The sequence below is a fragment of the Stenotrophomonas sp. 22385 genome, from assembly GCF_052045085.1.
Lineage (GTDB): Bacteria > Pseudomonadota > Gammaproteobacteria > Xanthomonadales > Xanthomonadaceae > Stenotrophomonas.
On sequence record NZ_JBQEOG010000001.1, the window covers coordinates 460,904 to 484,872 of the forward strand.

A 23,969-nucleotide genomic window follows, 5' to 3' on the forward strand; every position below is an offset into this window, starting at 1 on the left:
TCGGCGAACATTACAGCCTGTGTGGGCGACAGCATCAGCTTGTGGTCAGCGTTTCGAACCACACGCCAATCGCGTACGTGCTTCCCATCGCGATGGCGCCCCAGATCATCACGCGCGCAGTCCCGCGCAATGGTGATGCACCGCCGAGCTTGGCTGCAATCGCGCCCAGGAAGCCCAAGATGACCAGGGTCAGGGCCACCACCGCCGCTGCCAGACTGCCGTGGGTCAGAAATGGCACTAAAAGGACGGGTGGGAGCGCTCCGAGCACGAACGAAGTTGCAGAGGCGGCTGCGGCTTGCAAGGGTCTGGCCTTGGTGAGCTCATGTATCCCAAGCTCATCTCTCAGGTGAGCCGACAAGGGATCATGCGCAGTCAGCTCGCGAGCCACCTGCGCGGCCAGCTGGTGGCCAAGTCCTCGCTTCTCGTAAATGGTGGTCAGTTCAAGCAACTCTGCATCGGGCTGGTTGGTCAACTCGCCACGCTCTTTCTCTGTATCGGCGTTCTCCGCGTCTGCCTGCGAGCTGACTGATACATACTCGCCAGCCGCCATTGAAAGCGCGCCGGCAAGAAGTCCAGACAGTCCAGTGATGAGGACGGTGTGCGGGGCTGCCCCAGCGCCGACCATTGCGACGATCAAGCTGCTGGTCGAAAGAAGCCCGTCATTCGCACCCAGGACGCCGGCGCGCAACCACCCGCCGCGCTGGCTTCGGTGAAATTCTCTATGAATCATCACGTGTCCGATCATGAATGGCGGGAGGTTGAAGCATCGTTGTTTCGGGCGCCGATGATGGGGGCGAAGGTCATGCATCTGCAGGCTACACCCGGGCTACCTCGGCTGCCGTGCTCTGGAGGGTAGTTGAACCGTCACCTTCAGCCCGTCAAGGCACTGCGAAGTACCAAGCGTGATCGTTCCGTCATGTGCTTCCAATATCTCCTGGACGATCGACAGGCCTAATCCGCTTCCCTCCGCGCCGCTTCCGACCACCCGGTAGAAACGGTCGAAGACGCGGCCCTGCAGCTCATTGGGAATGCCGGGTCCAGAGTCTTCGACCGTAAGAACGCATTGCTCGCCCGTCTGTTCGGTAGACACCACTACGACCCCGTGCTCGGGGGTATAGCGGATGGCATTCTCGACAAGGTTGCGAACCAGCAAGGCCAGCGAGAACTCGTCGCCGAATACGTCCGCTTTGTCCAGAACGAGGTTCACGACCTGACTTTTGGAAGCTGCCAAGGCCCTGAGCTCCTCGACTTCGTTGCTCACCAGGGCGTCAAGGCTCAGTCTGTGAAGCGCATCCTTTCCGATGCCGCGCTCGGTTCGGCTCAACGACAGCAGCTGTGCTACCAGGCGCTCAACGCGTTCGACCCCTCGGGCAAGCAAACGTTGTGACTCTTGGCGTTCTTCATCAAGCGTGGCGAGGCGCGCGTTGTCTGCATGAACCTTCACTGCGCTGATCGGCGTGCGCAGTTCGTGGGCTGCATCTGCGATGAAGCGGCGCTCGCGTGCCAGCGCGAGATCAAGGCGCTGCAGAAGCTCGTTCACCGCGCGAACCAGGCCGTGGACTTCCTCCGGGAGCTTGGTGTCATCCAAAGGCGTCATTCGGTCGGGGTCACGCTCACCGATGTCAGTGGAGACTTGCCGCAACGAGCGCGTGGCCCACGCGACCGTCAGCCAGATGACCAAGGCCATTACCGGAAGCGCGAACAACAGCGGCAACAGCGTGCCGATGGCGATGTCCTCGGCCAGTTCCCGGCGGATGTCCGAGCGCTCGGCGGACTGGAACCATCGACCCTGTGGCGAGCGCAACGTAAAGGTGCGCCACTGCGCCCCCTCTATGTCGACATCCGCGTAGCCCGGCGACAAACTCGCCATTGGCGCAGTGGGTGCACTGTCTGATCGAAGCAGCAGGCGACCCTCCGGCGTCCATATCTGAAAAGCCAGCTTGTTCTCGTAGGCATGTCCGTCCTTGAAGGCCAATTCCTCGCCCACGCCCTCAGCGCGACCGTGCCAGCCTCGCAGGACGATCGGGTCGCCGGGAAACGCGCTCAAATCGCTGAGCGGCTCGTCCACCAGGCTCAACAGCACCCGTGAGGACTGCACCAGCCGGGCGTCGAACATCTCCCCCGCCTCCTGCAACCCGGCCCGGTAGCTCAGACCGGCCGCCAGGAGCATGAGCAGGGAGAGCACCCCCAGCAACACGACCAGCAGGCGGCGACGGATGGACGTCATGCGGCCGCATCCGAGGGGTCGCCCAAGGCGTAGCCGATCCCCCTCACAGTGCGGATGATGCCTGGATCCAGCTTCCTGCGCAGTTGGTGGACGTGCACATCGACGGCATTGCTTGCCACGTCCTCATCCCAGCCATACAGGTGCTGTTGGATGGTCTCGCGCCCAAGCGGCCTGCCCTGTTGTTCCATGAGCAGTCTCAGCAGGGCGAACTCCCTGCGGGTCAGGTCCAGCGTGTGCCCTTTCCAGACAGCGGTCAGACGGGCCGGGTCCAGGCTCAGCGCACCCGCTTCCAACGTCGGTTTCGCACGGCCTGCGCTGCGGCGGAGCAGGGCGCGCACCCTGGCGAGCAGCTCGGGGGTGTCGAACGGCTTGCCCAGATAGTCGTCGGCACCCACGTCCAGTCCAAGGGTGCGGTCAGACGCCCGCTCGCGGGCGCTGAGGACCAGAATGGGCACGTTTCCACCTGCTCCACGCACCTTGCGAATGACGTCGATCCCGTCCATCCGTGGCAGACCCAGGTCCAGCACGACCAGGTCGATGTCGCCGTCGCCGATGGCGGTCAGCGCAGAGGCGCCATCCTGCACCCAGTCCACGGCGTATGCCGCTCGGCGCAGGGCGGTCCGGATGCCTTCCCCCAGTGACGCGTCGTCTTCGGCGAGCAGGATGCGCATGCGGGCAGTCTCGTCGTCCCGGATTCAGTTGGCAAGGTGGCTTCGGACCTCGTTGAGTTTGGCGGTCGCTTCAGCACGCCGGCCGGCATCGGCGACTTCCCGGCCGGGCCGGGCAGGTGCAGCTATCGCTTTCTCGAGCGCGGCCTGGGCGCCCTGCCAGTTCTTCTGGTCGCGCAGGAAATCGCCGTAGAAGTAGTTGGCATCGATACCGTTCGGGTCGATGGCCAAGCCCTTCTTGAGCATGGCCGCTGCGGTTTCGTCATTGCCGAATCCCAATGGCCACCCCGGCACCTGGTAGTACAGGGCGCCCAGGCTGGTGTACGCCGCACCCTGCAGTGCGTTGGGATCTATCTTCAGCGCGGCCTCGAAGTCGGCGCGGGCCTGTTTCACCAGGCTGAGCGCCCCCATGCCACCTTTCTCGCCGGCGAGGCTGGAGAGGACGATGCCCTCCCAGATCAGTGCGCCGGCGTTACGTGGCTCGGTCTGGCGGGTCTTCGCGGCCTGGCTGGCCAAGGCCTCGAACGCGGTCTGTCGCTGCGACTTGCTGGTCTGGTAGCTGATCTGGGCCCAGCGGTCACGCAGCTGGGCCACCGTCATGGGCGTTCCTGGTTCGGCGGCACAGGCAATCCCGACCAACATGACCAGCGCGCTGATGAGCAGGATGAACATGGATTTACCGTGACGTTGCTTCATGGGAGGAGTCCTCTTGGATGGGCTGCGCTTTAGAGGCGTGGCGCCTGATGATGGGAAGCTGGGCACGCAGGCTGCGGTCGACCAGCGCGGGGAACATGCCGTTGATGCGGGCGAACAGCTTTTCCGGCCAGCCAAGCTGCCGGCGCCGATCGCCTTGTACGATGGCGTGTACAAGCGCACTGGCCACGGTCTCCGGGGCATCGCTGCCCACCTTGAGTTCGGCATTGAGCGCATCGACGGCAGGCGTATTGAAGGCGGTGCGCGTGGCGCGTGGAGAGAGATACTGGAAGCTCAGGCCGGTGCCATCATGCTCCCGGGAGAGCGCCTCCATCAGGCCGCGCAAGCCGAACTTGCTGGCGCTGTAGGTGGCGAAGCCGGCGAAGCCGATGCTGCCGAAGGTGGAGCCGATGGCAACCACGCTGGCCTGTTCATGGCGGCGCAGCATCGGCAACAGGGCGTGGATGAGCAGGGCAGAGCCGACCAGGTTGGTCTGCAGCAGGCGTTCCAGTTCATCGGGGTGCTGGTCCTCAAACAGACCGAACGCGCTTTGGGCGTGGCCCAGCACCAGCACTGAGGGTGACACGTTGGCCTGGCGGATTGCGGCGATCAGGTGCGAGCGGCCCGGAGATGTGGACAGGTCGGCGACCACGATGTGCACGCGCCCGGCCGGTAGCGCCGCGGCAAGTGTGGTGAGCCGGCTGCGGTTGCGCCCGACGGCCATGATCGAGGCGCCCGCCTCGACCAACGCGTGGCACAGCGCCACGCCGATGCCGCCACTCGCGCCGGTGACGATGACGGTGCTGCCGGCGAGATTCATCACGCGGCCTCCGCCCAGCGCACGCCGTCCTGACGCAGCGTGCGGAAGATGTCGCCATACAGCACGTAGAAGCGCCGGGCGGCATGGATGACGGCCTGTTGATCCCACGGATCGTCCAGGCGGTCCATCAACCCTTCAAAGAAGCCGACATGCTCGATGTCCAAGTCGCCGTGGGACAACAGGTAGCTGAAGGCATTGCGCGGCAGGTCGAGCGAGGTCTGGATGGTGTTGGCCGCACGGGTGGCCAGCGCCACGCTGGTTCCCTCCAAGACCAGCACCATGCCGAAGAAGCCGACCGGGTTGCCGCGGTGGATGGTGTCGTAGGCGTAGCTCACCATCAGCTCGGTGGCCAGTGAGGGCAGGCTGGCGGCGGCTTCGGCGCGGTCGGCACCACAGGCCGCCAAGTCGTCCAGCACCCACTCCTGGTGGCCCATTTCTTCTTCGATGTATTCGCCGATGGCCGTGCGCAGCCATTCAAGCCGACCCGGCAGACGCGCCCCACAGGCCATCAACAACGGGACGGTGTGCCTGACATGGTGGTACGCCTGCCCGAGAAATGCGACGTAGTCTTCGCGGGCGATCTGGCCTCCCAGCGCGGACTGGATGATCGGCACGGAGATCAGGGTGGCGCGTTCCTGCTGGGTCTGGGCGAGCAGTTCGGAATGGAAACTCATGCGGATACTCCCGTGGAAGGAACGGAGGCGGGACGGCGATAGCTCGCATCGACCTCGGCCTGAAAATGGGACAGGATGGCGTCGCGACGTAGGCGTCCGTTGGCGGTGAGCAGCCCGGTGCCGGCGGAGAACGGCGCCGGAGCGCGCACGATGCGCGAGACGCGTGCGTAGTCGGGCAGGCCTGCGTTGACCTCGGCTACGGCGCGGGCGAGGGCGGCGTCGTCCAGGTCGGCGCGACGCGGGACGAGTACGGCGACGTTGTCGGCCTGTGCTTCGCCCCACACCACCGCTTGGGCAAGGTCCGGATGGGAGAGCAGCTCGCTCTCCACCCACTCGGGTGACACATTGCGGCCAAACGCGGTGATGAAGACGTTCTTGCGGCGACCTGTGACGAAGACGAATCCGTCGCCGTCTACGCGGCCCAGATCACCCGTACGGATGGGGCCTTCGGGGAGTGGCTCTGCACCCAGGTAGCCCAGTGCGCGTGCCCCCTCGACCTGGATTTCATTGTCGACAATGGCGATGCGAGCGTGCGGAAGCGCTTTGCCGACACTGCCGTCCCGGCTGGAGCCGGGTTGGTTGAGGCAGACCACCGAGGCACATTCGGTCAGCCCGTAGCCTTCGAAGACCGGCAGCCGCAGAGCGCGCGCCCGCGCAAGCAACGCCGGCCCCACGCGCCCACCGCCGACGGCTATATAACGCAGCGAGGTCGGCAGAGGAGCACCGCTTTCGGCGGCCATCACCACCGCCAGTAGCAGCTGGGGCACCAGAATGATGCTCTCCGGCTGATACCGGTGCAGGCACCGCAACAGCGTCGGCACGTCCAAGCCCGAGGCGCCGGTGTAACCGATCTCCGCCAACGAAGGGAGCGCGATCTGCGCGTCCGCCAGCAGCGTTGCGTACAACCCGGCAACGTTCTCCAACAGCGTCGAGAGAGGCATCAGGCAGAGGTGGCGGCGCGGTGCAATCGCCGATGACCCTTGCACCAGTGAACGGGCGACCGTAAGCAGCGTGTCGGCCGACAGGCACACGCCCTTGGGGCGGCCGGTCGTGCCGGAGGTGTAGGTCACGCATGCGGTGCCAGTGGGAAGGTCGACCGACGTCGCCGGATCGGTCCGCCACTGGGCGAGCATGCCGCCATCCAAGGTCCCCAGTGCGCCCCTGCTGCTCGTTGGCGCAGGCGCACCGCTGGCGGTGACAACGCATTGGGCGCCGCTGGACTCCAGGGCATGAGTGATCTGCTCGGAAGAGAAGAACGTCGGCAACGGGACATGCACCCCGCCGAGCTCGCGCACGGCAAGATCGAGAACCAGCCAATGAATGCCGTTGTCCAGCTGGCTTGCCACGCGGTCGATGCCTTGCTGCACCAGCCGACTGGCCAACCGCAATGCGCGCTGCCGGATCTGCTCATCGCCGATTTCCACACTGGAAGTGAGCACTCGTGCCTTGCGCCCACCGAGACCGTGGAGCAGGGAAGAGGTCGGCGCGTTCATTGCGCCCCCACCATGGCCTGCAGAGACGGATCAGGACCTGTCTCGGCGTGTGCATCGTGCTTTCTCGCTTGATGCAAGAGCGCGAGTCCAGCCGCGACATTCCCGCAGACCACCTTCGGCCGGGCCTGATAGTAGCTGCCCCATGGAGATGCATCGCCGGTGAGTCGCTCTGGGCTTGCTTCGCCAAGTTCCACCGTCACCAGATGCAGTCGGTCGAGGGTGTTCCGCAGCTGTTGGGTGGCCGCGAACAGGACCCAGCGCACGCGTGCGGCATGCAGCATGGCGGTCAAACGGACAATCAGCTCGCGTGCTACGCCGGGGGCGGTGGCGGCAAAGTTGCCGATCTCGGCGATGCGGTCGCGGCCTACGTTGGCAATTTCCCGGTGGGATAGCAGTGCCTGCACCGGTTCATCGAGATACTGCTCGACAAACAGCGGCCCCTCACTGCCCAAGCGCAGTCCGACGGCTGCCACCAGCTGCCCTTGTCCATCCCGGAACGCGAGCAGGTGAGGCAGGTACGCGTGCAGGGTGGCACCGTAGCGTTCACGATATACGTGGGCGATGAACTGCTCCACATCGCGGCGGCTGGGGTCTTGCGGGCCCACCACTACCTGCGACCGCGGCAGGAGGGACGGGAAGGTCACAGCGGAGGAAGTGGGGATCCAGGACATGGCGAGCATGCTGGCCGGGCTGGATTAAGGACGAATTAGCAGTTAGTTAAGCAGCCATTAGCTTTTGGGAAGGCTTTCGTTCAGATGGCCTTTTGACCAGGCAATCGGCATCGGCAGGCACTGACCTTCGTACCGGCGATCCCGGCGCTACCGGATAACCCGGCTGCTGCTACAGCGCGTTCACAACTCCGGTTCCACACTCCCTGCAGCCAATACGGCAGTCCAGGAGAAGCTCATGCGTCTGCGCATCAACGTCGCAGTGCTCGCTGCCTTCATAGCGGTGGCTGGAGCAGCGGGATGTTCCCAGCAGAATCAGGAAGCACGCGAGAATGGTGTTCCTGTTGGAATGGCCAACCCCGCGTCCGAGTACTGCGTGAAGCGCGGTGGCAAGGTCATGATCGAGAAGGACCGTGAAGGCAACGAGCGGGGAATCTGCCACTTGCCGGACGGCAAACGGATCGACGAGTGGGAACTCTTCCGGCGCGATGCTCCACAGAAGGCGAGCTGATGCCGGTCGGTTCCGACTCTTCAACCGAGGACGTTCGCATCACGGTCTGACCCATACCACAGCGCGCATCCTGCGCAGACGCGGGACCAACGGTCCGGCGCTGCCGCTACCTCATGTCCGATGAGGCAGGCACCTTACTTGTACTTCTTCCCGGCGTCTTTGGCCGCACGATCAATCGTATCGGCCACCACCTTCGGCTGGGTCATGAAGACCGCATGGCTCGCCGGCACCTTGGTGATGCGCGCCTTGATGCGCTCGGCCATGTGGATCAGCATCGCTTGATCAAACGCCTTGTCTTCAGTGGCGATCACCGCCCAGCTCGGCTTGGTGCGCCAGGCGGCGTGCGTCAGCGTGGTGCCAAATGCCGACATGTTGATCGGCACCTGCGAATCGCGCAGGAATGCCGCGTCCGCATCGGTGGTGTCATGCGCAAACCCAGCCTTGAACGTGTCGGGCTTGATGAAGCCGAAACCGTCGCTCCCGGTTTCGATCACGAACTCAGGCGTGGGTGCGAAACCGGTGTAAAGCTGCGCCGTGGTCTCGCCCGCATCCGGCGCCAGCGCTGACACGTAGACCAGCCCGGCCACCTTGTCGTGCACACCCGCTTCGGTGATCACCGTGCCGCCCCACGAATGCCCGACCAGGATGGCTGGCCCATCCTGGCGATCCAGCACGCGCTGGGTGGCCTTCACGTCGTCAGCAAGCGAAGTCAGCGGGTTCTGCACGATCGACACGTGGTAGCCACGCGCGGTCAGGTCGTCATACACCCCGCGCCAGCCGCTGCCATCGGCGAATGCGCCATGCACCAGCACGACGTTGTGCACCGGTTGGCCGCGTACGGCATCGCTGGCCTGGGCGGGTGAGAGGGCGGCCGCCAGGGCGACCGCGAACACTGCAGGGATGAGCTTGAACATGGACGACTCCTCGGGATGGTGGGATTGCGGGGGCGGCGTTGGCCGGCAGGGGTACTTTGCCGGGCCCAGCTGAACGATCGGTCGCATAAAGTCCTGATAAATTGATCAAGCGTCCAAATCGGCCGGACCTGTGTATCTCATACCGTCGGCACCGTCCCGCCGTCGATGGTGTACTCCGTGCCCGAAATCGACGCCGCCCGTGGCGAGACCAGGAACGCGATGAGGTCGGCCACTTCGCCCGGCTGCGCCGGTCGTCCCAGCGGAATGCCGCCCAGCCCGTCCATGACCCGTTTCCTGCCGCCTTCGTAATCAGTCTGCGCTTCCGCAGCGATGCGTTCGACGAAGGCGACGGCGGCGTCGGTTTCAATCCAGCCCGGGGCGACCCGCACCACCCGCACGCCCTTCGGGGTGACTTCCTTCGAGAGCGCTTTGCTGTAGGTGGACAGGGCGGCCTTCGCGGCGGCATAGGCGGTGGTCGCCTCCGGCAGCGGCAGGGTGCGCTGGATCGAGGTGACATGCATGATCACGCCGGATCCCTGCGCGATCATCGCCGGCAGCAGTGCGCGATCCAGCCGCACGGCGGACATCAGGTTGAGGTCCAACGCGCGTGCCCATTCGGCATCATCCAGCGCCGCGAACCCACCGGCAGGTGCCGATGAGCCACCCACCACATTGATCAGCACGTCGATACCGCCAAGGCGATGCAGCGTTGCCTCGCCGGCCCGGAGGGCGCCTTCGGCGCTGGCAAGATCTGCTTCCATGTAATGCACCCCCTTGATGGGGGCCTGTGGCAAGGAACGCGCTGTTGCCACCACACGTGCGCCCAGCCTCGCCAGCAGCTCGACCACCGCCGCGCCAAGTCCGCGCGTGCCGCCGGTCACCAGCACGCGCTTCCCGGTCAGTTCCAGATCGAAGTTCATGCCCCGATCTCCAGCCGGGCGATCTTCCCGCGCTCGAGGGTGAAGGCGTAGCGCAGGTCCAGCGGGCTGCCGGGGAAGTCGCCCGACACGGTGCTGGTGACCAGGTAGCTGCGGCCATGGCGTTCCAGCGCGTGCGGCGTGGCCGTGTAGGTATATCGGGCGGATGCATCGGTCTTCCACGCCTCGATGGCCGCAGGCCCGGTATGGGTATGGCCCTCGTCCAGGACTACCCCGTCGCGGGTGAAGCAGCGGGCCACGGCCGCCGCGCCCTGGCTGTCGGCCTGGAAGTAGGCGGCTATCGGCTCGGGCAGGTTCAGGTCTTTCATGGCAATGCTCCAGTGGGTGTGGAGCAAGGTTGAGCTTTCCTCATAGCGAAGAGAATCGCCTATGATCGAATCAGGTCATGTAGAGAACGGTGCATAATGCGCGGCTCTGAATTTGCGGAACTCAAGGCCTTCGTGGCCGTGGTGGAGCGGTCCAGCTTCGCCCGCGCAGCCGATCACCTGGGGCTGTCGCCGTCCGCGCTCAGCCAGGTCATCCGCCAGCTCGAAGCGCGCTTGGGCGTTCGGCTGTTGAACCGCACCACCCGCAGCGTGTCGCCTACCGAACCCGGACGCCGCCTGCATGAGCGCATCGCGCCGATGCTGCGTGACATGGACGACGCGGTTGCGCAGGCCGTGGGTGCCAATGCGCGTGCGGCGGGCACGCTGCGGATCAACACGTTGAGCATGGCGGCGAAGAAGGTGATCGCGCCCCGCCTGGGTCGGTTCGCGCAGGCGCATCCCGAGGTGGTGCTCGACATCGTGATCGACGACGGCCTGAGTGATATCGCCGGCGAGGGATTCGACGCCGGCATCCGCGTGGGTGGCCGCCTGCAGAAGGACATGGTGGCCGTGCGGCTCACCCCGGACATCGAGCTGCTGGCGGTGGCATCACCCGGGTACCTGGCAAGGTTCGGTGAACCTGGAACGCCGGCGGACCTGAGCCAGCACGCCTGCATCAACTGGCGTTTCCCGGGCAGCGGAAAGCTCGCCGGTTGGGAATTCAGGAAGAAGGGAAAGACCGTCGAGTATTTCGGCGAGGGCACGGTGATCTCCAACCACCAAGACATCATCGTGCCCGCCGCGCTGCAGGGGCTTGGCATCCTGTATGCCTACAACGATGACGGCATCGCCGAGGCCTTGCAGGATGGACGGCTCAAGCGCGTGCTCGCTGACTGGTCACCGACCGTACCGGGGCTGTTCCTTTACTACTCCAGCAGGCGCTATCTTCTTCCCGCACTTCGCGCCTTCATTGATTGCCTGCTGGATCGTGATCTGGGCAGTGACGATCCCACCCTTACAGCCAGTACCGGAGTGCCATGAGCATCAGACGCGGTTTTTCCTCACGCACCGTCGCGCTGCTTGCGGTTGCCTCGCTCCTTCTCACGGCATGTGGGCGAACCAGCCGGGAGCCGGTGTTTTCATCGGGCCCGCTGAAGGTGGTGGCGGTGACGGAAAGTACGCTGGACATCAACAGCAGCCAGTACCGGCACCACACGACCTACGTGCTTTACCTCGACGGCGAAACGCTTTCCGACGCCGGGTTTGCCACCCTGTTGCGCGACGCGGATGCCGCCAACCAAACGTTCGTGCATACCGAGGCCATCGCCCTCGACCCGAACGCCGTGCTGCTCGCCTCCGCGACCCGGGACGGGAGGCAGTGCTGGTCGACCCGGATTGCAGTGAAGGGCGCGGCGGCCGCGCTGGAGACCATCAACAAGGGCAGCATTGACTGCAGCACACGAACAGCGCCCTCCGGCTGGCGGGCGCTGTATGACGAATCCAGCAGCCTGCTGCTGATCCGCGACCACCCCTTCCATGCCTATCCAGTGGCGGGATATTGGTATCCGCTGTGGATAGAGGACGATGTCGTTGCGCTCTATCAGGAGCAGGAAGAAAAGGAGCGCCTGGTGGTGAAGCTCGCCCGGATCTCCTCTGGGCAGACGCTTGCCGAGCAGGCGTTGCCCATGGCGCAATTTGCCGAACCCGAGCTGCTCAACGCATCGGCGCAAGCGCGGCAGCAGTGGCTGTTCGACAACTTTTCCGTGGCTTTGGCGCCGCAGGCATCCATAACCCTTCGACCCGACAACCAGCTCAAGACGATAACGCCGGAGCGGTGGGCGGAGTACAAGGAAATCGAGCGCCAGGACCGGGAGGCGGATGCGAGAGCACGCGCGGCTGGTGAGGCATGGGACAGGGCACAGCGCGAGGCGCTGACGAGGGACGAGGCGGCGAGGCAGCGCCGCCCCGGTGACTGACGCCGGACGTACAGTCCGGCACCGGATCATTTCTGCTGCAGGAACGCCAACAGATCCTGGTTGACCTTGTCCTTGTGCGTTTCGGTCAGGCCGTGCGGCGCGCCGGGGTACACGATCAGCTTGGCACCCTTGATCAACCCGGCCGACATACGGCCGCCGACACTGATCGGTACGATCTGGTCGTCGTCGCCATGGATCACCAGCGTCGGGACGTCGAACCGCTTCAGATCCTGGCGGAAGTCAGTGGCCGAGAACGCGGCAACCGAATCGTACGTGCTCTTGAGTCCTCCCAGCATGCCCTGCGCCCACCAGGAATCGATCAACGCCTGATTGGGCTTCGCTCCAGGGCGGTTGTAGCCGTAGAACGGACCGCTTGGAATGTCCTTGAACAGTTGCGCCCGGTTTTCCAACTGGCCCTTGCGCAGGCCATCGAACACGTCGATGGGGACGCCGCCGGGGTTGTCTGCGGTCTTCAGCATGAGAGGCGGCACGGCGCTGATCAGCACGACCTTCTTGACCCGACCGGTACCATGGCGCCCTACATAGCGCGCCACTTCACCGCCACCGGTGGAGAAGCCCACCAGGGTCACGTCCTTCAGACCGAGCGTGTTGATCACCGTGGCCAGGTCGTCGGCGTAGTGATCCATGTCGTTGCCGTCCCATGGCTGGCTGGAGCGGCCATGGCCGCGGCGGTCGTGCGCCACCACGCGGTAGCCGTGGTTGGCCAGGAACATCATCTGCGCGTCCCAGCTGTCCGAATCCAGCGGCCAGCCGTGGCTGAAGGTGACCACCGGGCCATCCTTCGGGCCCCAGTCCTTGTAGTACAGCTGCACGCCATCGGCGGTGGTGATGGTGCTGGGGGTGTGAGCAACGGCGGTGACCGCGGCTGGATTCACCGCTGCCGCCGCCTGTGCGGCGGCGCCGGACTGGATGGCCAGGGCCAACGCAGTGGCGGCCAGGGTGCGGGTAAGCATGTTCATGGGATGGTCTCCTGCAAAGGGAAAGGGATGCGACAGGCGCTAGATTGAACCCCTCGGCTGGACTCGGGATGTCTGAAAATCCTTGAAACTTTACCGAGGGTACAAACTGCGACGCAGGAGTCAGAAGTCCCAGAACACCGGCACCCAGCGGAAGACCTCGCCGTCGGCCGCAACGCGGCCGACCGACGGGAACGGCAAATGGGTGGCCACCAGCATCTCGCCGGTGCCGGCCAGTTCGTTGAGAAGGGTGATACGCACCTGCGCAGCACCTTCAGGATCGTGCTCAAACCCGTTGTGCCAGTTTGGCTGCTCGAAGCCGACCGCGAAGATGGCATCACCGGCAAAGGTCAGTGCATCGCCGTTCGAGTTCAGACGCACCACGCTGTGGCCGGGCGTATGGCCGCCGGTGCGGTGCGCGCTCACGCCGGGCGCGATCTCGTGCACATCGTCAAAGGTGTGCACGTAGCGTCCGTACTCGTCGAGGAAGTGGGTAGCGGTGGCGCGCAGCGCATCCGGGAAGCCGGGCGGCATGTTGGTGCGGGTGAAGTCGGGCGCCTTCCAGAAGGCCACTTCGGCGGCGGCCACGTGGATGCGCAGCTCGGGATGCAGTTGCTTCTTTACGCCGTCCACCAGCAGGCCACCGATGTGGTCCATGTGCAGGTGGGTGATCACCACGTCGGTGATCTCCCCAAGGTTGATGCCCGAAGCGCCAAGACGGCGGATCAGCTGGCCAGCGCGCGGCAGGTTCAGGTCAGGGTCCATGCCCAGGCCGGCGTCGATCAGGATGTTGCGGTCGCCGCTGCGCACCACCATCACGTTCAACGCCCAGTCCAGCGCATCCGGCGGCAGGTACATCTCTTTGAACCACGGCGCGCGCTCGGCGGCGGAGACGTTGTGGCCGAGCATCTGAGTGGGCAACGGCAACACGCCGTCGCTGACCACCAGCACGTCGATATCGCCGACCTTGAGCGCGTAACGTGAAGGAACCAGTTCGTCGAGCGCGGGCGGGTGCGGAGCTACGGTGTTTTCCAGGCTGAACATGAGGAAATCTCCTTGGCGGGATCCACGGCAGGGGCGCCGTGCAGGATCAGCCTGGGGGAGCGGCCGCGCGGCCGGTAGATCCGTGGGCGGGTACGCGGTGTTGTCCAACCGGCAGCAATGGAAGCGAGCGATTTCTGAAAGCCGCTTCCAGCGGATGACGCTCCAATACCTGCTCGCCGTGTGTGGCGAGAAACCGCGAATGCAGTCGTTGGCAACGGGTTATGGCTGTATGAAGCAGAGAGGATGCGTTGCGGACGCGGGTTCGATTCCCGCCAGCTCCACCACCTGTGCATCCGTCGTGGTGCCCAGCTGAAGGGGCTGCACTGGTTTCGACGTGGCGAGCAGTCAATGTGGACAGCCCGAGAGGCGACCGACGTAATCGGCGCAAAAACTGTAATCGCCAATGATGATTACATCGATCAGAACGAACAGGGCACCCTGCTCGCAGCCTGATTCACGCAAGCGCACGTGATCACCAAACGCGCAGCCACCCCGCCGGCAACGGCGGGGTGGCACTTTGAGTTCCGAGGGCGGGAGGTACGCCTCAGCATGGACTTGCGCAGGAACATTTATTGTGCATACAATAAATACATTCGAACTGACCTATGACGCTGCCAAAAGCGCTCGGAATGTAGTTCAGCGCGGTCTCTCTTTTGAGCTTGCGCGCACGTTCGATTTTCAAACGGCGTTGTTTACCGTGGACGAGCGAAAGGACTACTGAGAGGTGCGTCACCGTGGCTTGGGATGGGTTGGCAACCGTCTACACGTTCTGGTGTTCACCGAAACGTTGCACGGAATTCGGGTGATCAGTTTCCGCAAGGCCAACGAGCGAGAGGCGAGGCAGTATGAAAAGGCAGATGGGTGCCGAGGCCCCTGACCTGGAAAATCCGGAATGGTCTTCAGCCGATACCAGTCGCGCGGTAAAGTTTGATGGTCTGCCGGAGACGCTGCAGCGCAAGTTGCGTGGTCGTCCCAAGGCAGTACAGACCAAAGAGCGAATCACCATTCGGCTTTCGCCGGACGTATTGGAGGCGTTCCGTGGAACAGGCGCTGGCTGGCAGACCAGGATGGATTCGGTCCTGAGGGAGTGGGTGTTGGCCCATAAGGGAAAAAGCCGCGTATAGGCACGCGGAGGGTCCGCATGGATGACGTAGTCAGGAAGTATTGGATATGGGGTGCGCTGCAGATCGTGCTCGCCGTAGCAGTGTCTGCGCTTGTCTTCTGGCTGCAACGCCGTCAGTGGATGGCGGCGCCACCCGAACCTGGCACCGAGATCTACGCCCATGACTGGAGCTTCCAGTGGATGGTCTTCGCTGTGCTCTGGGCGCCATCGGTATTACTGGCGACCTATGTGCTGCTGGGCCTTGAGCTGCTGGCGCTCAGGATAATGCGGCCCAAGGCTTTCGAGCAGGGCAGGCAAAAAGCATGCGATGGACCATGACGGTGACCATCGCATGCCCAACTTGCCTGTATCAGAACTTCCAACCCACCCGCGCATAATAGAACCCGCCGTTGAAGCCATACGGCGAATGCACCGGGTACTCCGCGCCGGCCACGCCGGACCACGGGTTCTTGGCCGGGGTGCGGTCGAACAGGTTCTGTGCGCCCAGGCTGAAGTACAGGCCCGAATCGAACTTCCAGCCCACTTCGGCATCCACGATCAACGCACTGCCGCCGTAGATCGGCAGGCCGCCATCGGCCGCCGAGATCACGCCGCTGTCCAGGTGATCCTCATACCAGGAGCTGTAGTAGTTGAAGCGCAGGTTGGCGTTGAAGATCTGCCGTTGGTGGTGGACGCTGAAATAGCCCTTGGTCTTGGGCAGTGATTTCTCCAGCTTGTACACGCGCGCTTCGTCGATGAAGTCCGGATTGAAGCGGTCCACCTCGGTCTTGTTCCAGTTGGCCGCCAGTGAGTACGTGGTGGTGCCACCGAAGTGGTCGCTCTTGAAGCTGGTGACCAGATCCACGCCGGTGGTGGTGGTGTCGAACGCGTTGCCGAAATAGGTCACCTGCGAGATCGAGGCCGCTTCCGGGTTGCCGCCGGCCACCAGCGCCGCACGTTCTTCCGGGGTCACCGCGAAGCTGGTACTCAGCGCGATGCGGTCTTCCACCTTGATCTGGTAGCCATCCAGGGTGAGCAGCCAGTCGCCTTCGGTCCATACCGCACCCAACGAAAGGTTCTTGGACTCTTCCGGCGTCAGTGGCTTTGCGCCCTTGAGCTGCGCGATGGGATTGGTCGGCGGCAGGGTGGCGATGTCTTCCAGTGCGGTACCACCGAACACGGTGCTGATCTGGCTGATGTTGGCCTGCCCCGGCGTGGGCGCGCGGAAGCCGGTGTTGTACGCGCCGCGCAACGCAAAGTGCTCATTGAAGTCGAAGCGTGCGGTGACCTTGCCGTTGGTGGTGCTGCCAAACGAATCGTAGTCCTCGAATCGCACTGCGCCGGCCAGCAGCAGGCGTTCGGTGACCTGTGCTTCCAGGTCGGCATAAGCGGCCCAGTTGCGGCGGTCAAAGGTGCCCGCGGTGCGAGCGCTGAAGCCGTTGAAGCCGTTGGAGCCCAGTGCAAAGCCCTGCTCGGTGAGCGGACCGATGGCGGTGGAGGGGCCGTCGCCGGGACTGATCTTGAAGCTCTCTTCGCGCCACTCCGCACCGGCCGCCAGGCGCAGCGGCTGGGCAGTGAAGCTGGCCGCGATATCCCGCGTCACATCGACATTGAAGCTCTTCTCGGTCTGCGTGTTGCCACCGGGACGGAAGTACAGCCCGTCAGGTTGATCCGGGCCGAGCGAAGCATTGACGGTGTTGTAGATGATGAACTCGATATCGTTGCGGCCCCAGGAACCGCTTACGTCCCAGTACCACTCGCCCAGGTTGCCCTTGGCACCGGCGAAGATCGAGCTGTCTTCCAGCTTGCCGCCGAAGCGGGGGGTGAAGCCGCCGGGCAGGCTGGAGAGGAACGTGTAGCAGTTGGCCGGCAGCGCAGCCACCGCCGCCCCCACCCCGCTGTAGGGCAGCAGGTTGCCGGCGCCATCGCGCAGCGCGATGGTGGGGCACGCGCCGACGCCGGTAAGGTTGCCTACCAGCAGCGTCTCGCCACCGTCGTTGGAGTACACACCCGAGCGTGCGGTGGGGTCGCGGAAGTAGAAGCCGCCGTCCACGTCGCGCTTGGCGTAATTGCCGAACAGATAGAAGTCCACCGCGTCGGTGGTGAGGCCAAGGTTGGCGACCAGCTTCAGGTCGTCATCGACCTTGGGCGAACCCCATACCTGCGCCGGGTCGCCCACGCCGGGGTAGCCGGCGGCGATGGCGGCCGCCGCGTCATCGCGCTGCACGCTGCGCGAGGTATCGTCGGCCTTGCGCCACTCGGCCGTGAGGGTGGCAAAGCCGCGCTCGGTCAGCGGCAGGCCGATCTGCGCCGAGTACTGGGTGGTGAGGCCGTCGCCCTTGTAGTACTGGCCGGCGAACACTTCGGCGGTGCCACCTTCGCGCAGTTTCTTCAGGCCGAAGTTGATCACGCCGGCAATGGCGTCCGAACCGTATTGGGCGGCGGCGCCGTCGCGCAGCACGTCCACCTGTTCCAGGGCCAGCGAGGGAAACACGGAAAGGTCCGGGCCCTGTGCGCCGTCGGACAGACCATGGCCCAGGAAGGTGATGACCGCCGCGCGGTGGAAGCGCTTGCCGTTGACCAGCAGCAGGGTGTTGTCGGGAGGCAGGCCACGCAGGTTGGCCGGGCGGATCAGGCTGGCCGCGTCATCGATGGGAATGGTGCTGACGTTGAACGAAGGGACCAGCACTTTGAGCTGGTCAAGCGCATCGGTGGCGCCCTGGTTGCGGAATTCTTCGCCGCTGATGATGTCGATCGGGACGGCCGAGGAGGAAACGGTGCGGGGCTTGGTGCGGCTGCCCAGTACCGACACTGTATCCAGCGTGGTGGCCTGTTCGCCGGAACCCGATGTGCTGCTGTCCTGCGCCATGGCCACTGAACTGGTGACCAGCAGCGCGGCGGCCAGTGCCGCCTTTACCGCAGATGCCAACGGCGAAATTGCTTTCGGAGCGTGAACACACTTGCCAATGCGGTCGTTCATGCATGCACCTTGCAGTCTGATTGTGGGTAGGTCGTTCTCGTTACGTGCTCATCCGGTTGGTTCTCCTTGCGTGCCAGGGGGCTGGTGCGCTGCACAAATACTTAACAGAACGTAAACAGTACTGCAACGTATCTTTCGTTTTGACCTCATTCGTTCAAGCCAAGTGAGGCAAGCGGCGCCCGCTTTCGCCGCCCGCGCGGGGGGCAAAACGGGGAAAAGTGTGAGTCTCATCCCGGACGAAATCAGATCTTCTGCGCGATTTCGGAGGGGGCTGGCGTCGCAACCCCTCTGGAATCAGGGCGCGTCCAGGGATGCCTGCAAGGCGGCCGCGAGGGCCGCATCGCCGCTGACCAGGTCCTCCCAGCGCAGATCGAGCCCCTTTCGGTGGCCTTTGCGCACCAGCTTCAGACCCTCGGGGTCGAGGGTCAGTGTGTAGGACTCATCGCCGATCTGGACTTCGCGGCGCAGGGGTTTGTCGAGCGGCGTCATGGACGTGGTCTGCCGTCATTCGTCCTGCAGCGATCCGCGGATCGATCGCGCCAGGTCACTGCGGGTAAACGGCTTGCCCAGGATCGCGATGTTGCGGCCAGCCGCGCCACTGGCGTCGATGTCGCGTGGGTAGCCGGAGGTGAACAGCACCCGCAGCGCGGGTTTCTGGGCCTGCGCCCGCTTGGCCAGTTCCCAGCCGGACATGCCGGGCATCACGATGTCCGAGAACAGCAGGTCGACGCTGACGTCGGTGCGCTCAAGCAGGCGTATCGCCGAGGGACCGTCGTGCGCTTCGAGCACGCGGTAGCCAAGCTGGCGCAGGGTGTCCACGGTGTACGCACGGACGTCATCGTTGTCTTCGGCGACCAGTACCGTGGCTTCGTCCTGCATTTCGTAGCCGCCCAGGCCACGCTGCTCGGTCTGGGCCGCTTCGGGCAGTTCGACCGCCGAGCGCGGGAACAGCAGGGTGATCGAAGTGCCGGCGCCGGGCACGGAATCGACCAGCACATGGCCACCGGACTGCTTGACGAATCCATACACCATGGACAGCCCAAGCCCGGTGCCGCGGCCGACCTCCTTGGTGGTGAAGAACGGCTCGAACACGCGGGTCAGGGTTTCGGCGGACATGCCGTGGCCGGTGTCCTTGACCCGCAGCATCGCGTACTGGCCCGGCGGCACGTCAGGGTTCTGCGCCGTGAAATCGTCGTCGAGGTGGGCGTTGTCCACCTCGATCACCAATCGGCCGCCCTCGGGCATCGCGTCGCGTGCGTTGACCGCCAGGTTGAGCACCGACGCTTCGAGCTGGCTGGGGTCCACTTCCACGCACCAGATGTCCGGGTGGTGCACGATCTCCAGCTGCACCAGCTCGCCCAGCGAACGGTGCAGCATGTCTTCCATGTCGCGCACCTGTGCGTTGAGGTCGACCGGCAGGCTGCGCAACGGCTGTCGGCGTGAGAAAGCGAGCAGGCGCTGGGTTACGTTGGCCGCGCGCATCACGCCCTTGAGCGCGTTGTCCAGTGCGCGCGCTGAGCCCTCGGCGGCATCACCGAGGCGATCGGTAAGCAGCTTGGCGTACTCCACGTTGCCGGCAATCACCGTCAGGATATTGTTGAAATCGTGCGCGATGCCGCCGGTGAGCTGGCCCACGGCTTCGATCTTCTGGCTCTGTCGCAGCGCTTCCTCGGCCTGTCGGCGCGCAGTGGTTTCCACTGCCTCGGAGACCACCGCCGTGATGGACCCCTGGTGGTCAAGCAGCGGCCGGAAGGAGAACTCGAAGGTTCGCTTGCCCGTGGGCAGGCGCAGGTCCAGTTCGTGGCGCGAGGCACTGCCGGCAGCGGCCTCGAGCACGGCCTGGCAGACGATGGCCGGCACACCCTCGGTATCGGCAAACCAGGCGGCCTCGCAGTACAGCGCTCCGCGCACCTCCTCCTTGGTTGCCAGGATCGCGGCCAACGAAGCGGAATTGGTATCGATGATGTGCCCATCGAGGGTCAGCAGGTTCTGGTGCTGGAAACTGGATTCGAACAGCGCCTGCAGGCGGCTTTCACTGCGGTGCAGTGCCGAGGTGCGTTCGTTTACCTGCCGCTCCAGCGATTCGTTGCTGGCCGTCAGCAGCGCCTGGGCCTGCTTGAGCTCGCTGATGTCGCGGGCCATGGCGTAATAGCCCAGCACCCCGCCGCCCGCGTCCAGCTCGGGAACGAAGTCCACCTGGGCATGGCGCGGCGCGCCGACCCTGCGGTACGCCAGCGTTTCGAAACTGACCCTTTCGCCCCGCAGCACCTTGTCCAGGTGTTCCTGCAGAACGGCAAATCCCTCGTCACCGACCATCTCGCGGGCATGCCGGCCAACCATTTCATCAGGCGTAAGGCCGTGCCATTCCATATAGGCCTGGTTGGCGAACCGGTAATGATGGTCACGGTCGAGATAGGCGATCAGCGCCGGCAATGAGTCGGTGATCAGGCGCAGCCGCTGGTGGCTTTCGCGCAGCGCATGCTCTACCTGCAGCAACCGGCGTCGCTCCTTGGCTTCGTTTATCGCGCGCAGGATCGCGTCGGGCAGGCGTTGCAGGCGTGACTTGACCACGTAATCGCGGGCGCCGCGCTTCAGCGCTTCGACCGCCAGTTCTTCGCTGAGGGTGCCGGAGACGAAGATGAAGGGCACCTCTGGTGCCAGCGCGCAGGCCAGCTCCAGCGCCAGATCACCGCTGAAGCCAGGCAGCACGTGGTCGGCCAGGATCACATCGAAGTCGTGCGCTGCCAGCGCGTCTCGCATGCCCTGGTCGGACCAGGTGCGCTCGAAGGTGAACGGCAGGCCGGCGCGCCGAAGCTGCAGGGTGATCAACTCCGCGTCGAGCGCGCTGTCCTCCACCATCAGGATGCGGATCGGTGTGGCGGGCAGATCGTCAGCCATCTTTGCGGCTCTTGGCGCCAAAGAGCGTGCCGTGCGGCGGCGGCTGGTTGGTGATGCCCCAGAACATGCCCAGGCCCTGGATTGCCTCAAGGAACTCCTTGAAGTCCACCGGCTTGACCACGAACGCGTTGACGCCCAGCTCGTAGCTGAGGATGAGGTCCTGTTCTTCGCGCGAGGAGGTCAGCATCACCACCGGGGTGCTGCTGAGCGCCGCATCGGTACGGATTTCCTTCAGCACTTCCAGTCCATTGAGCTTGGGCAGCTTCAGGTCCAGCAGCACCACCACCGGGCCGCCGTGCATGGCGCCCTCGTAGCGGCCTTCGCTGCGCAGGTACTGCAGCGCTTCCACGCCGTCCCGCACATGGGTGACTTCGTTCAGCAGCTGGCAGCGCGCAAGTGCAGCCAGCGTCAGCTCAGCGTCCTTCGGATTGTCCTCCACGAGCAGAATCGGCCGCAGGTCTCTCATACTTTGTCTCCAGTAGCAAAGGGAATGGTGAAGAAGAATTTGGCGCCCACTCCCAACTGGCCTTCGGCCCACGTCCTGCCGCCGTGACGGGTGATGATGCGGTTCACGTTGGCAAGGCCAATGCCAGTGCCTTCGTATTCGTCGGAATGATGCAGGCGCTGGAAAACGCCGAACAGCTTGTCCACGTAGCGCATGTCGAAACCGCAGCCATTGTCCTGGACGAAGAACACGTGCTCGGTATCGGTGCGGTAGTGACCCACTTCAATGACCGGGTGCGCGGTGTCCCGGGTGAACTTTATCGCGTTGGACAGCAGGTTCTGCCAGACCAGGCGCAGCATGCCAGGGTCGGCCTGCACGCGCGGAAGGCTGGGCACCCTCCAGGCGATGGTGCGACCTTCGTACTCCATGTCCAGTTTGTGTCGTACATCCTGTACCAACGCTGTCATGTCCATCGAGATCTGACCCATCGTAGACCTGCCCATCTGCGAGAAACTGAGCAGGTCGTCTACCAGTGTTCCGGCAGATTGTGCGGATTCGACGATGGTATCGAGGTATCTCTTTTCTGAATCGTTCAACCTTTCTCCTGCAGCTGCCCACAGCAGTTCCGAATAGCCCACGATATGGCGGAACGGTGCGCGCAGGTCATGGCTGACCGAGTAGGAGAACGCCTCAAGTTCCTTGTTGCTGCGCAACAGCTGCTCGTTGAGCGCGGCCATCTCTTCTGCCTTGCGCAGCACGATGTCGACGATGGCGGTGCGCAGCTCCATTGCAGCATCGCGGTCGACCTCGTTCCATGGCAGCGACTGCTTGCGCACCGTTTCCTTCCAGCCCTCGAACGAGGTGCGTGGCGACAGCGGCAGGCCGGTATCCTCCTTGCGCGGGTCGCCGCCCCAACGCACGGTCCGCACCACTTCCGGCCGGAACCACAACACGAAGCTGTCGTGGATCTGGGAAATGGAAATGGCGAGCACGCCGCTGGCCACGTCCGAGAAGGCATCGGCGGGGTCCCACTCCAGCGGCAGGCGATCGGTGCAGATCAGGTCGCCTTCGTCCTGCCGGGCGGTCAGCCACTGCACCAGCTGCATCACCTGGCTCTGGCTGGGACATTCACCGTGCAGGATGCATTCGCCCCGGTGCACAATCGCCGCGCCAGCAGACTGGGTGAGCGCCAGCAGGTTCTGCTGGTCGCGGCCCAGTGCGGCCATGAAATCCTGATCGCCGGCCATTCGTCCGAGCAGGCGCACCTGGATGGCGCGGCGCGCGATGCGCTCTTCCACCATTGCAGCGCGTTCCTTCAGCGAAATCTGCAGGGACAGGATCTGCCCGATGAATTCGCAGGCCGTGCGCACGTGGTACGGCACCCGCTTGGGTGCCTTGTTGTGGCAGGAAATCAGGCCCCACAGTTCGCCTTCGCGCAGCAGCGAGATCGACATCGAGGCACCGGTGCCCATGTTGCGCATGTACTGCAGGTGCACCGGGGAGACGCTCCGCAGCATCGCCGGGCCCAGGTCGGTCGGCGGCGCTGAGGTGACATCGGCCGCGCGGACCAGGGGCACCGGCTGATAGTCATTGTCGGCGATCAGCCGCACCCGGTTCTGCCGGTACAGCTCACGGGCCTGGGCGGGAATGTCCGATTCGGGAAAGCGCAGGTCCAGGTAGCTTGGTAGCACGCCGTTGCCGTTCTCGGCCACCACCGCGCCATTCCAATCCGTGTCGAACTGGTAGACCAGCGTGCGGTCGAAGCCGGTCAGCGCGCGGATCTGCAAGGCCGCCAGTTCGCACAGCTCGCGGGTGCCCGGTACCCGCTCGATCTCCACCATGAAGGCACGGATGGCGGGGTACAGGTCTTCCAGCGAACCCGGTTCGCCCGGTACGGGCTCTTCGAGCTCCACGATCAGATCGTCGGCCAGGCGGTGCGCAAGGGTGTGATGCCCGCCATGGCCACCGACAGGGTGCGCACCAAGAAACTGGGTCGAACCCGGCGCAAGCGCTTCCAGCGCCGGTCGACAGCTCGCCAGTGCGCCACCCAGCACCGTATCAATGGTCTGGCCCAGCGGGTCGCCCAGCGTCTCCATCAGATCCGCTCGCGCGAGGGCACGGGCTTTGACGGTCAGCGTCCGGGGGTCCAGGACGAGGACCAGGCCGTAGGGTTGAATGGCTCCTGGAGTACGGATCGGTTCCCTGGCACAGCTGTTGAGATCCAGGGCGTTGTGTTTCGAGTTCCAGGACGACATTCGTTCAATCCCCCAAGGGGTGCGTGCTAACGCCCATAGCTTCGCATATCCCCACCTCCGTCTCTGTGAGGAGGCCGGGTGTGAGGCGCGCTACGGCCTGGGTGGGCGTTCATAGTCGTCGGGGGTGGCGGTGTGCTCCTGCTCAGGCATGTCCTTGTCCTTCCACCGGGCATCGTCATTGCGAAGCTTGTCCGGGGTATGTGCCTTCTGCTGGTCGTCCTCGCCTTCCAGCGGATTGGAAGAGGGCGCGTTCATAGGCAGGACTCCGATGTTCATGGGATTGAGACAAGCTTGCGGGCGTGCAGGTGAGCGCGGCGTCCGTGCCGGGTGCACGACATCCACACGCCGGGCTCACCCCCCAGCCACAGGGGGCGCGGTATC

24 protein-coding genes are annotated in these 23,969 nt (G+C 64.5%); 5 read left to right on the forward strand and 19 right to left on the reverse strand.

Annotation, left to right across the window (positions count from 1 at the left end; translation table 11 throughout):
- Window positions 1-34: 34 nt before the first annotated feature.
- The 8 genes from ACTJI4_RS01930 to ACTJI4_RS01965 form a co-directional block, all read right to left on the reverse strand.
- Window positions 35-730, reverse strand: a complete 696-nt coding sequence (locus ACTJI4_RS01930; RefSeq protein WP_440868620.1) for a VIT1/CCC1 transporter family protein — start codon at window positions 728-730, stop codon at window positions 35-37.
- 96 nt (window positions 731-826) lie between these two features.
- The gene (locus ACTJI4_RS01935) at window positions 827-2,206 is read right to left on the reverse strand and encodes an ATP-binding protein (protein ID WP_440868621.1); all 1,380 of its coding nucleotides are present in this window, start codon (window positions 2,204-2,206) and stop codon (window positions 827-829) included.
- Window positions 2,207-2,223: 17 nt separating this feature from the next.
- Window positions 2,224-2,898 carry a response regulator gene (locus tag ACTJI4_RS01940; protein ID WP_392918666.1) on the reverse strand — a complete coding sequence of 225 codons (675 nt, stop codon included), beginning with the start codon at window positions 2,896-2,898 and terminating at the stop codon, window positions 2,224-2,226.
- A gap of 24 nt (window positions 2,899-2,922) precedes the next feature.
- Entirely contained in the window at window positions 2,923-3,567 is a 645-nt protein-coding gene (locus ACTJI4_RS01945) for a tetratricopeptide repeat protein (protein WP_440868366.1), read from the reverse strand.
- A 4-nt stretch (window positions 3,568-3,571) separates the two neighbouring features.
- Complete coding sequence (locus ACTJI4_RS01950) at window positions 3,572-4,408, reverse strand: SDR family oxidoreductase (RefSeq protein WP_440868622.1); 837 nt, start codon at window positions 4,406-4,408, stop codon at window positions 3,572-3,574.
- Complete coding sequence (locus ACTJI4_RS01955; protein ID WP_440868367.1) at window positions 4,408-5,082, reverse strand: TenA family transcriptional regulator; 675 nt, start codon at window positions 5,080-5,082, stop codon at window positions 4,408-4,410. The genes ACTJI4_RS01950 and ACTJI4_RS01955 overlap by 1 nt, the downstream gene beginning before the upstream one ends.
- Entirely contained in the window at window positions 5,079-6,575 is a 1,497-nt protein-coding gene (locus ACTJI4_RS01960; RefSeq protein WP_392918655.1) for an AMP-binding protein, read from the reverse strand. The genes ACTJI4_RS01955 and ACTJI4_RS01960 overlap by 4 nt, the downstream gene beginning before the upstream one ends.
- Window positions 6,572-7,246 carry a thermostable hemolysin gene (locus tag ACTJI4_RS01965; RefSeq protein WP_392918652.1) on the reverse strand — a complete coding sequence of 225 codons (675 nt, stop codon included), beginning with the start codon at window positions 7,244-7,246 and terminating at the stop codon, window positions 6,572-6,574. The genes ACTJI4_RS01960 and ACTJI4_RS01965 overlap by 4 nt, the downstream gene beginning before the upstream one ends.
- 235 nt (window positions 7,247-7,481) lie before the next feature.
- Here ACTJI4_RS01965 and ACTJI4_RS01970 point away from each other — a divergent pair, with 235 nt between their 5' ends.
- On the forward strand, window positions 7,482-7,754 hold the full coding sequence (locus tag ACTJI4_RS01970; RefSeq protein ID WP_392918650.1) for a putative hemolysin: 273 nt from the start codon (window positions 7,482-7,484) through the stop codon (window positions 7,752-7,754).
- Between the two features lie 134 nt (window positions 7,755-7,888).
- On the opposite strand, the gene ACTJI4_RS01975 is transcribed toward ACTJI4_RS01970, so the two are convergent.
- From ACTJI4_RS01975 to ACTJI4_RS01985, 3 genes are all read right to left on the reverse strand, one after another.
- Complete coding sequence (locus tag ACTJI4_RS01975) at window positions 7,889-8,668, reverse strand: alpha/beta fold hydrolase (protein WP_392918647.1); 780 nt, start codon at window positions 8,666-8,668, stop codon at window positions 7,889-7,891.
- Between the two features lie 137 nt (window positions 8,669-8,805).
- Window positions 8,806-9,588 carry an SDR family oxidoreductase gene (locus ACTJI4_RS01980; RefSeq protein WP_440868368.1) on the reverse strand — a complete coding sequence of 261 codons (783 nt, stop codon included), beginning with the start codon at window positions 9,586-9,588 and terminating at the stop codon, window positions 8,806-8,808.
- The gene (locus ACTJI4_RS01985) at window positions 9,585-9,914 is read right to left on the reverse strand and encodes a nuclear transport factor 2 family protein (protein WP_392918641.1); all 330 of its coding nucleotides are present in this window, start codon (window positions 9,912-9,914) and stop codon (window positions 9,585-9,587) included. The genes ACTJI4_RS01980 and ACTJI4_RS01985 overlap by 4 nt, the downstream gene beginning before the upstream one ends.
- A gap of 96 nt (window positions 9,915-10,010) precedes the next feature.
- Between ACTJI4_RS01985 and ACTJI4_RS01990 the strand changes: the two genes are divergently transcribed.
- Together ACTJI4_RS01990 and ACTJI4_RS01995 are read left to right on the forward strand one after the other, a co-directional pair.
- Window positions 10,011-10,952 (forward strand): LysR family transcriptional regulator, encoded by a 942-nt coding sequence (locus tag ACTJI4_RS01990; protein WP_440868369.1) that lies wholly within the window; start codon window positions 10,011-10,013, stop codon window positions 10,950-10,952.
- Complete coding sequence (locus ACTJI4_RS01995) at window positions 10,949-11,887, forward strand: hypothetical protein (RefSeq protein WP_440868370.1); 939 nt, start codon at window positions 10,949-10,951, stop codon at window positions 11,885-11,887. The genes ACTJI4_RS01990 and ACTJI4_RS01995 overlap by 4 nt, the downstream gene beginning before the upstream one ends.
- Window positions 11,888-11,913: 26 nt before the next feature.
- Here ACTJI4_RS01995 and ACTJI4_RS02000 read toward each other — a convergent pair whose 3' ends face one another.
- Both ACTJI4_RS02000 and ACTJI4_RS02005 read right to left on the reverse strand, forming a co-directional pair.
- Window positions 11,914-12,867: an alpha/beta fold hydrolase gene (locus tag ACTJI4_RS02000; protein WP_440868371.1), complete on the reverse strand. Its 954-nt coding sequence runs from the start codon at window positions 12,865-12,867 to the stop codon at window positions 11,914-11,916.
- Window positions 12,868-12,987: 120 nt separating this feature from the next.
- Window positions 12,988-13,908 carry an MBL fold metallo-hydrolase gene (locus tag ACTJI4_RS02005; protein WP_440868372.1) on the reverse strand — a complete coding sequence of 307 codons (921 nt, stop codon included), beginning with the start codon at window positions 13,906-13,908 and terminating at the stop codon, window positions 12,988-12,990.
- 845 nt (window positions 13,909-14,753) lie between these two features.
- Between ACTJI4_RS02005 and ACTJI4_RS02010 the strand changes: the two genes are divergently transcribed.
- Window positions 14,754-15,032 carry a BrnA antitoxin family protein gene (locus tag ACTJI4_RS02010; RefSeq protein ID WP_392918623.1) on the forward strand — a complete coding sequence of 93 codons (279 nt, stop codon included), beginning with the start codon at window positions 14,754-14,756 and terminating at the stop codon, window positions 15,030-15,032.
- A gap of 17 nt (window positions 15,033-15,049) precedes the next feature.
- Window positions 15,050-15,349: a hypothetical protein gene (locus ACTJI4_RS02015; protein WP_440868373.1), complete on the forward strand. Its 300-nt coding sequence runs from the start codon at window positions 15,050-15,052 to the stop codon at window positions 15,347-15,349.
- 31 nt (window positions 15,350-15,380) lie between these two features.
- Here ACTJI4_RS02015 and ACTJI4_RS02020 read toward each other — a convergent pair whose 3' ends face one another.
- The 6 genes from ACTJI4_RS02020 to ACTJI4_RS02045 all read right to left on the reverse strand — a co-directional run bounded on the left by ACTJI4_RS02020 (window position 15,381) and on the right by ACTJI4_RS02045 (window position 23,843).
- Window positions 15,381-17,990, reverse strand: coding sequence for a TonB-dependent receptor plug domain-containing protein (locus ACTJI4_RS02020; RefSeq protein ID WP_440868374.1), 2,610 nt, complete (start codon window positions 17,988-17,990; stop codon window positions 15,381-15,383).
- A 294-nt stretch (window positions 17,991-18,284) separates the two neighbouring features.
- A complete protein-coding gene (locus ACTJI4_RS02025; protein WP_392918614.1) occupies window positions 18,285-18,479 on the reverse strand; it encodes a hypothetical protein in 195 nt (64 codons plus the stop codon).
- A gap of 15 nt (window positions 18,480-18,494) precedes the next feature.
- Window positions 18,495-20,888 carry a PAS domain-containing protein gene (locus ACTJI4_RS02030; protein WP_440868375.1) on the reverse strand — a complete coding sequence of 798 codons (2,394 nt, stop codon included), beginning with the start codon at window positions 20,886-20,888 and terminating at the stop codon, window positions 18,495-18,497.
- On the reverse strand, window positions 20,881-21,354 hold the full coding sequence (locus ACTJI4_RS02035; RefSeq protein ID WP_392918609.1) for a response regulator: 474 nt from the start codon (window positions 21,352-21,354) through the stop codon (window positions 20,881-20,883). The genes ACTJI4_RS02030 and ACTJI4_RS02035 overlap by 8 nt, the downstream gene beginning before the upstream one ends.
- Window positions 21,351-23,588 carry an ATP-binding protein gene (locus ACTJI4_RS02040; protein ID WP_440868376.1) on the reverse strand — a complete coding sequence of 746 codons (2,238 nt, stop codon included), beginning with the start codon at window positions 23,586-23,588 and terminating at the stop codon, window positions 21,351-21,353. The genes ACTJI4_RS02035 and ACTJI4_RS02040 overlap by 4 nt, the downstream gene beginning before the upstream one ends.
- A gap of 90 nt (window positions 23,589-23,678) precedes the next feature.
- Window positions 23,679-23,843: a hypothetical protein gene (locus tag ACTJI4_RS02045; RefSeq protein ID WP_392918603.1), complete on the reverse strand. Its 165-nt coding sequence runs from the start codon at window positions 23,841-23,843 to the stop codon at window positions 23,679-23,681.
- Window positions 23,844-23,969 lie beyond the last annotated feature (126 nt).

Excerpts from the sequence above, each read along its gene's own strand:
- ACTJI4_RS02040 (WP_440868376.1), bottom strand. The coding sequence starts at position 23,588 with ATGTCGTCCTGGAACTCGAAACACAACGCCCTGGATCTCAACAGCTGT.
- ACTJI4_RS01940 (WP_392918666.1), bottom strand. The coding sequence starts at position 2,898 with ATGCGCATCCTGCTCGCCGAAGACGACGCGTCACTGGGGGAAGGCATC.
- ACTJI4_RS01965 (WP_392918652.1), bottom strand. The coding sequence starts at position 7,246 with ATGTCCTGGATCCCCACTTCCTCCGCTGTGACCTTCCCGTCCCTCCTG.
- ACTJI4_RS01980 (WP_440868368.1), bottom strand. The coding sequence starts at position 9,588 with ATGAACTTCGATCTGGAACTGACCGGGAAGCGCGTGCTGGTGACCGGC.
- ACTJI4_RS02010 (WP_392918623.1), top strand. The coding sequence starts at position 14,754 with ATGAAAAGGCAGATGGGTGCCGAGGCCCCTGACCTGGAAAATCCGGAA.
- ACTJI4_RS01975 (WP_392918647.1), bottom strand. The coding sequence starts at position 8,668 with ATGTTCAAGCTCATCCCTGCAGTGTTCGCGGTCGCCCTGGCGGCCGCC.
- ACTJI4_RS01950 (WP_440868622.1), bottom strand. The coding sequence starts at position 4,408 with ATGAATCTCGCCGGCAGCACCGTCATCGTCACCGGCGCGAGTGGCGGC.
- ACTJI4_RS01985 (WP_392918641.1), bottom strand. The coding sequence starts at position 9,914 with ATGAAAGACCTGAACCTGCCCGAGCCGATAGCCGCCTACTTCCAGGCC.
- ACTJI4_RS02035 (WP_392918609.1), bottom strand. The coding sequence starts at position 21,354 with ATGAGAGACCTGCGGCCGATTCTGCTCGTGGAGGACAATCCGAAGGAC.
- ACTJI4_RS01970 (WP_392918650.1), top strand. The coding sequence starts at position 7,482 with ATGCGTCTGCGCATCAACGTCGCAGTGCTCGCTGCCTTCATAGCGGTG.
- ACTJI4_RS01995 (WP_440868370.1), top strand. The coding sequence starts at position 10,949 with ATGAGCATCAGACGCGGTTTTTCCTCACGCACCGTCGCGCTGCTTGCG.
- ACTJI4_RS02025 (WP_392918614.1), bottom strand. The coding sequence starts at position 18,479 with ATGACGCCGCTCGACAAACCCCTGCGCCGCGAAGTCCAGATCGGCGAT.
- ACTJI4_RS01990 (WP_440868369.1), top strand. The coding sequence starts at position 10,011 with ATGCGCGGCTCTGAATTTGCGGAACTCAAGGCCTTCGTGGCCGTGGTG.
- ACTJI4_RS02005 (WP_440868372.1), bottom strand. The coding sequence starts at position 13,908 with ATGTTCAGCCTGGAAAACACCGTAGCTCCGCACCCGCCCGCGCTCGAC.
- ACTJI4_RS01955 (WP_440868367.1), bottom strand. The coding sequence starts at position 5,082 with ATGAGTTTCCATTCCGAACTGCTCGCCCAGACCCAGCAGGAACGCGCC.
- ACTJI4_RS01960 (WP_392918655.1), bottom strand. The coding sequence starts at position 6,575 with ATGAACGCGCCGACCTCTTCCCTGCTCCACGGTCTCGGTGGGCGCAAG.
- ACTJI4_RS01930 (WP_440868620.1), bottom strand. The coding sequence starts at position 730 with ATGATTCATAGAGAATTTCACCGAAGCCAGCGCGGCGGGTGGTTGCGC.
- ACTJI4_RS02000 (WP_440868371.1), bottom strand. The coding sequence starts at position 12,867 with ATGAACATGCTTACCCGCACCCTGGCCGCCACTGCGTTGGCCCTGGCC.
- ACTJI4_RS02020 (WP_440868374.1), bottom strand. The coding sequence starts at position 17,990 with ATGAACGACCGCATTGGCAAGTGTGTTCACGCTCCGAAAGCAATTTCG.
- ACTJI4_RS02030 (WP_440868375.1), bottom strand. The coding sequence starts at position 20,888 with ATGGCTGACGATCTGCCCGCCACACCGATCCGCATCCTGATGGTGGAG.
- ACTJI4_RS02045 (WP_392918603.1), bottom strand. The coding sequence starts at position 23,843 with ATGAACGCGCCCTCTTCCAATCCGCTGGAAGGCGAGGACGACCAGCAG.
- ACTJI4_RS01945 (WP_440868366.1), bottom strand. The coding sequence starts at position 3,567 with ATGTTCATCCTGCTCATCAGCGCGCTGGTCATGTTGGTCGGGATTGCC.
- ACTJI4_RS02015 (WP_440868373.1), top strand. The coding sequence starts at position 15,050 with ATGGATGACGTAGTCAGGAAGTATTGGATATGGGGTGCGCTGCAGATC.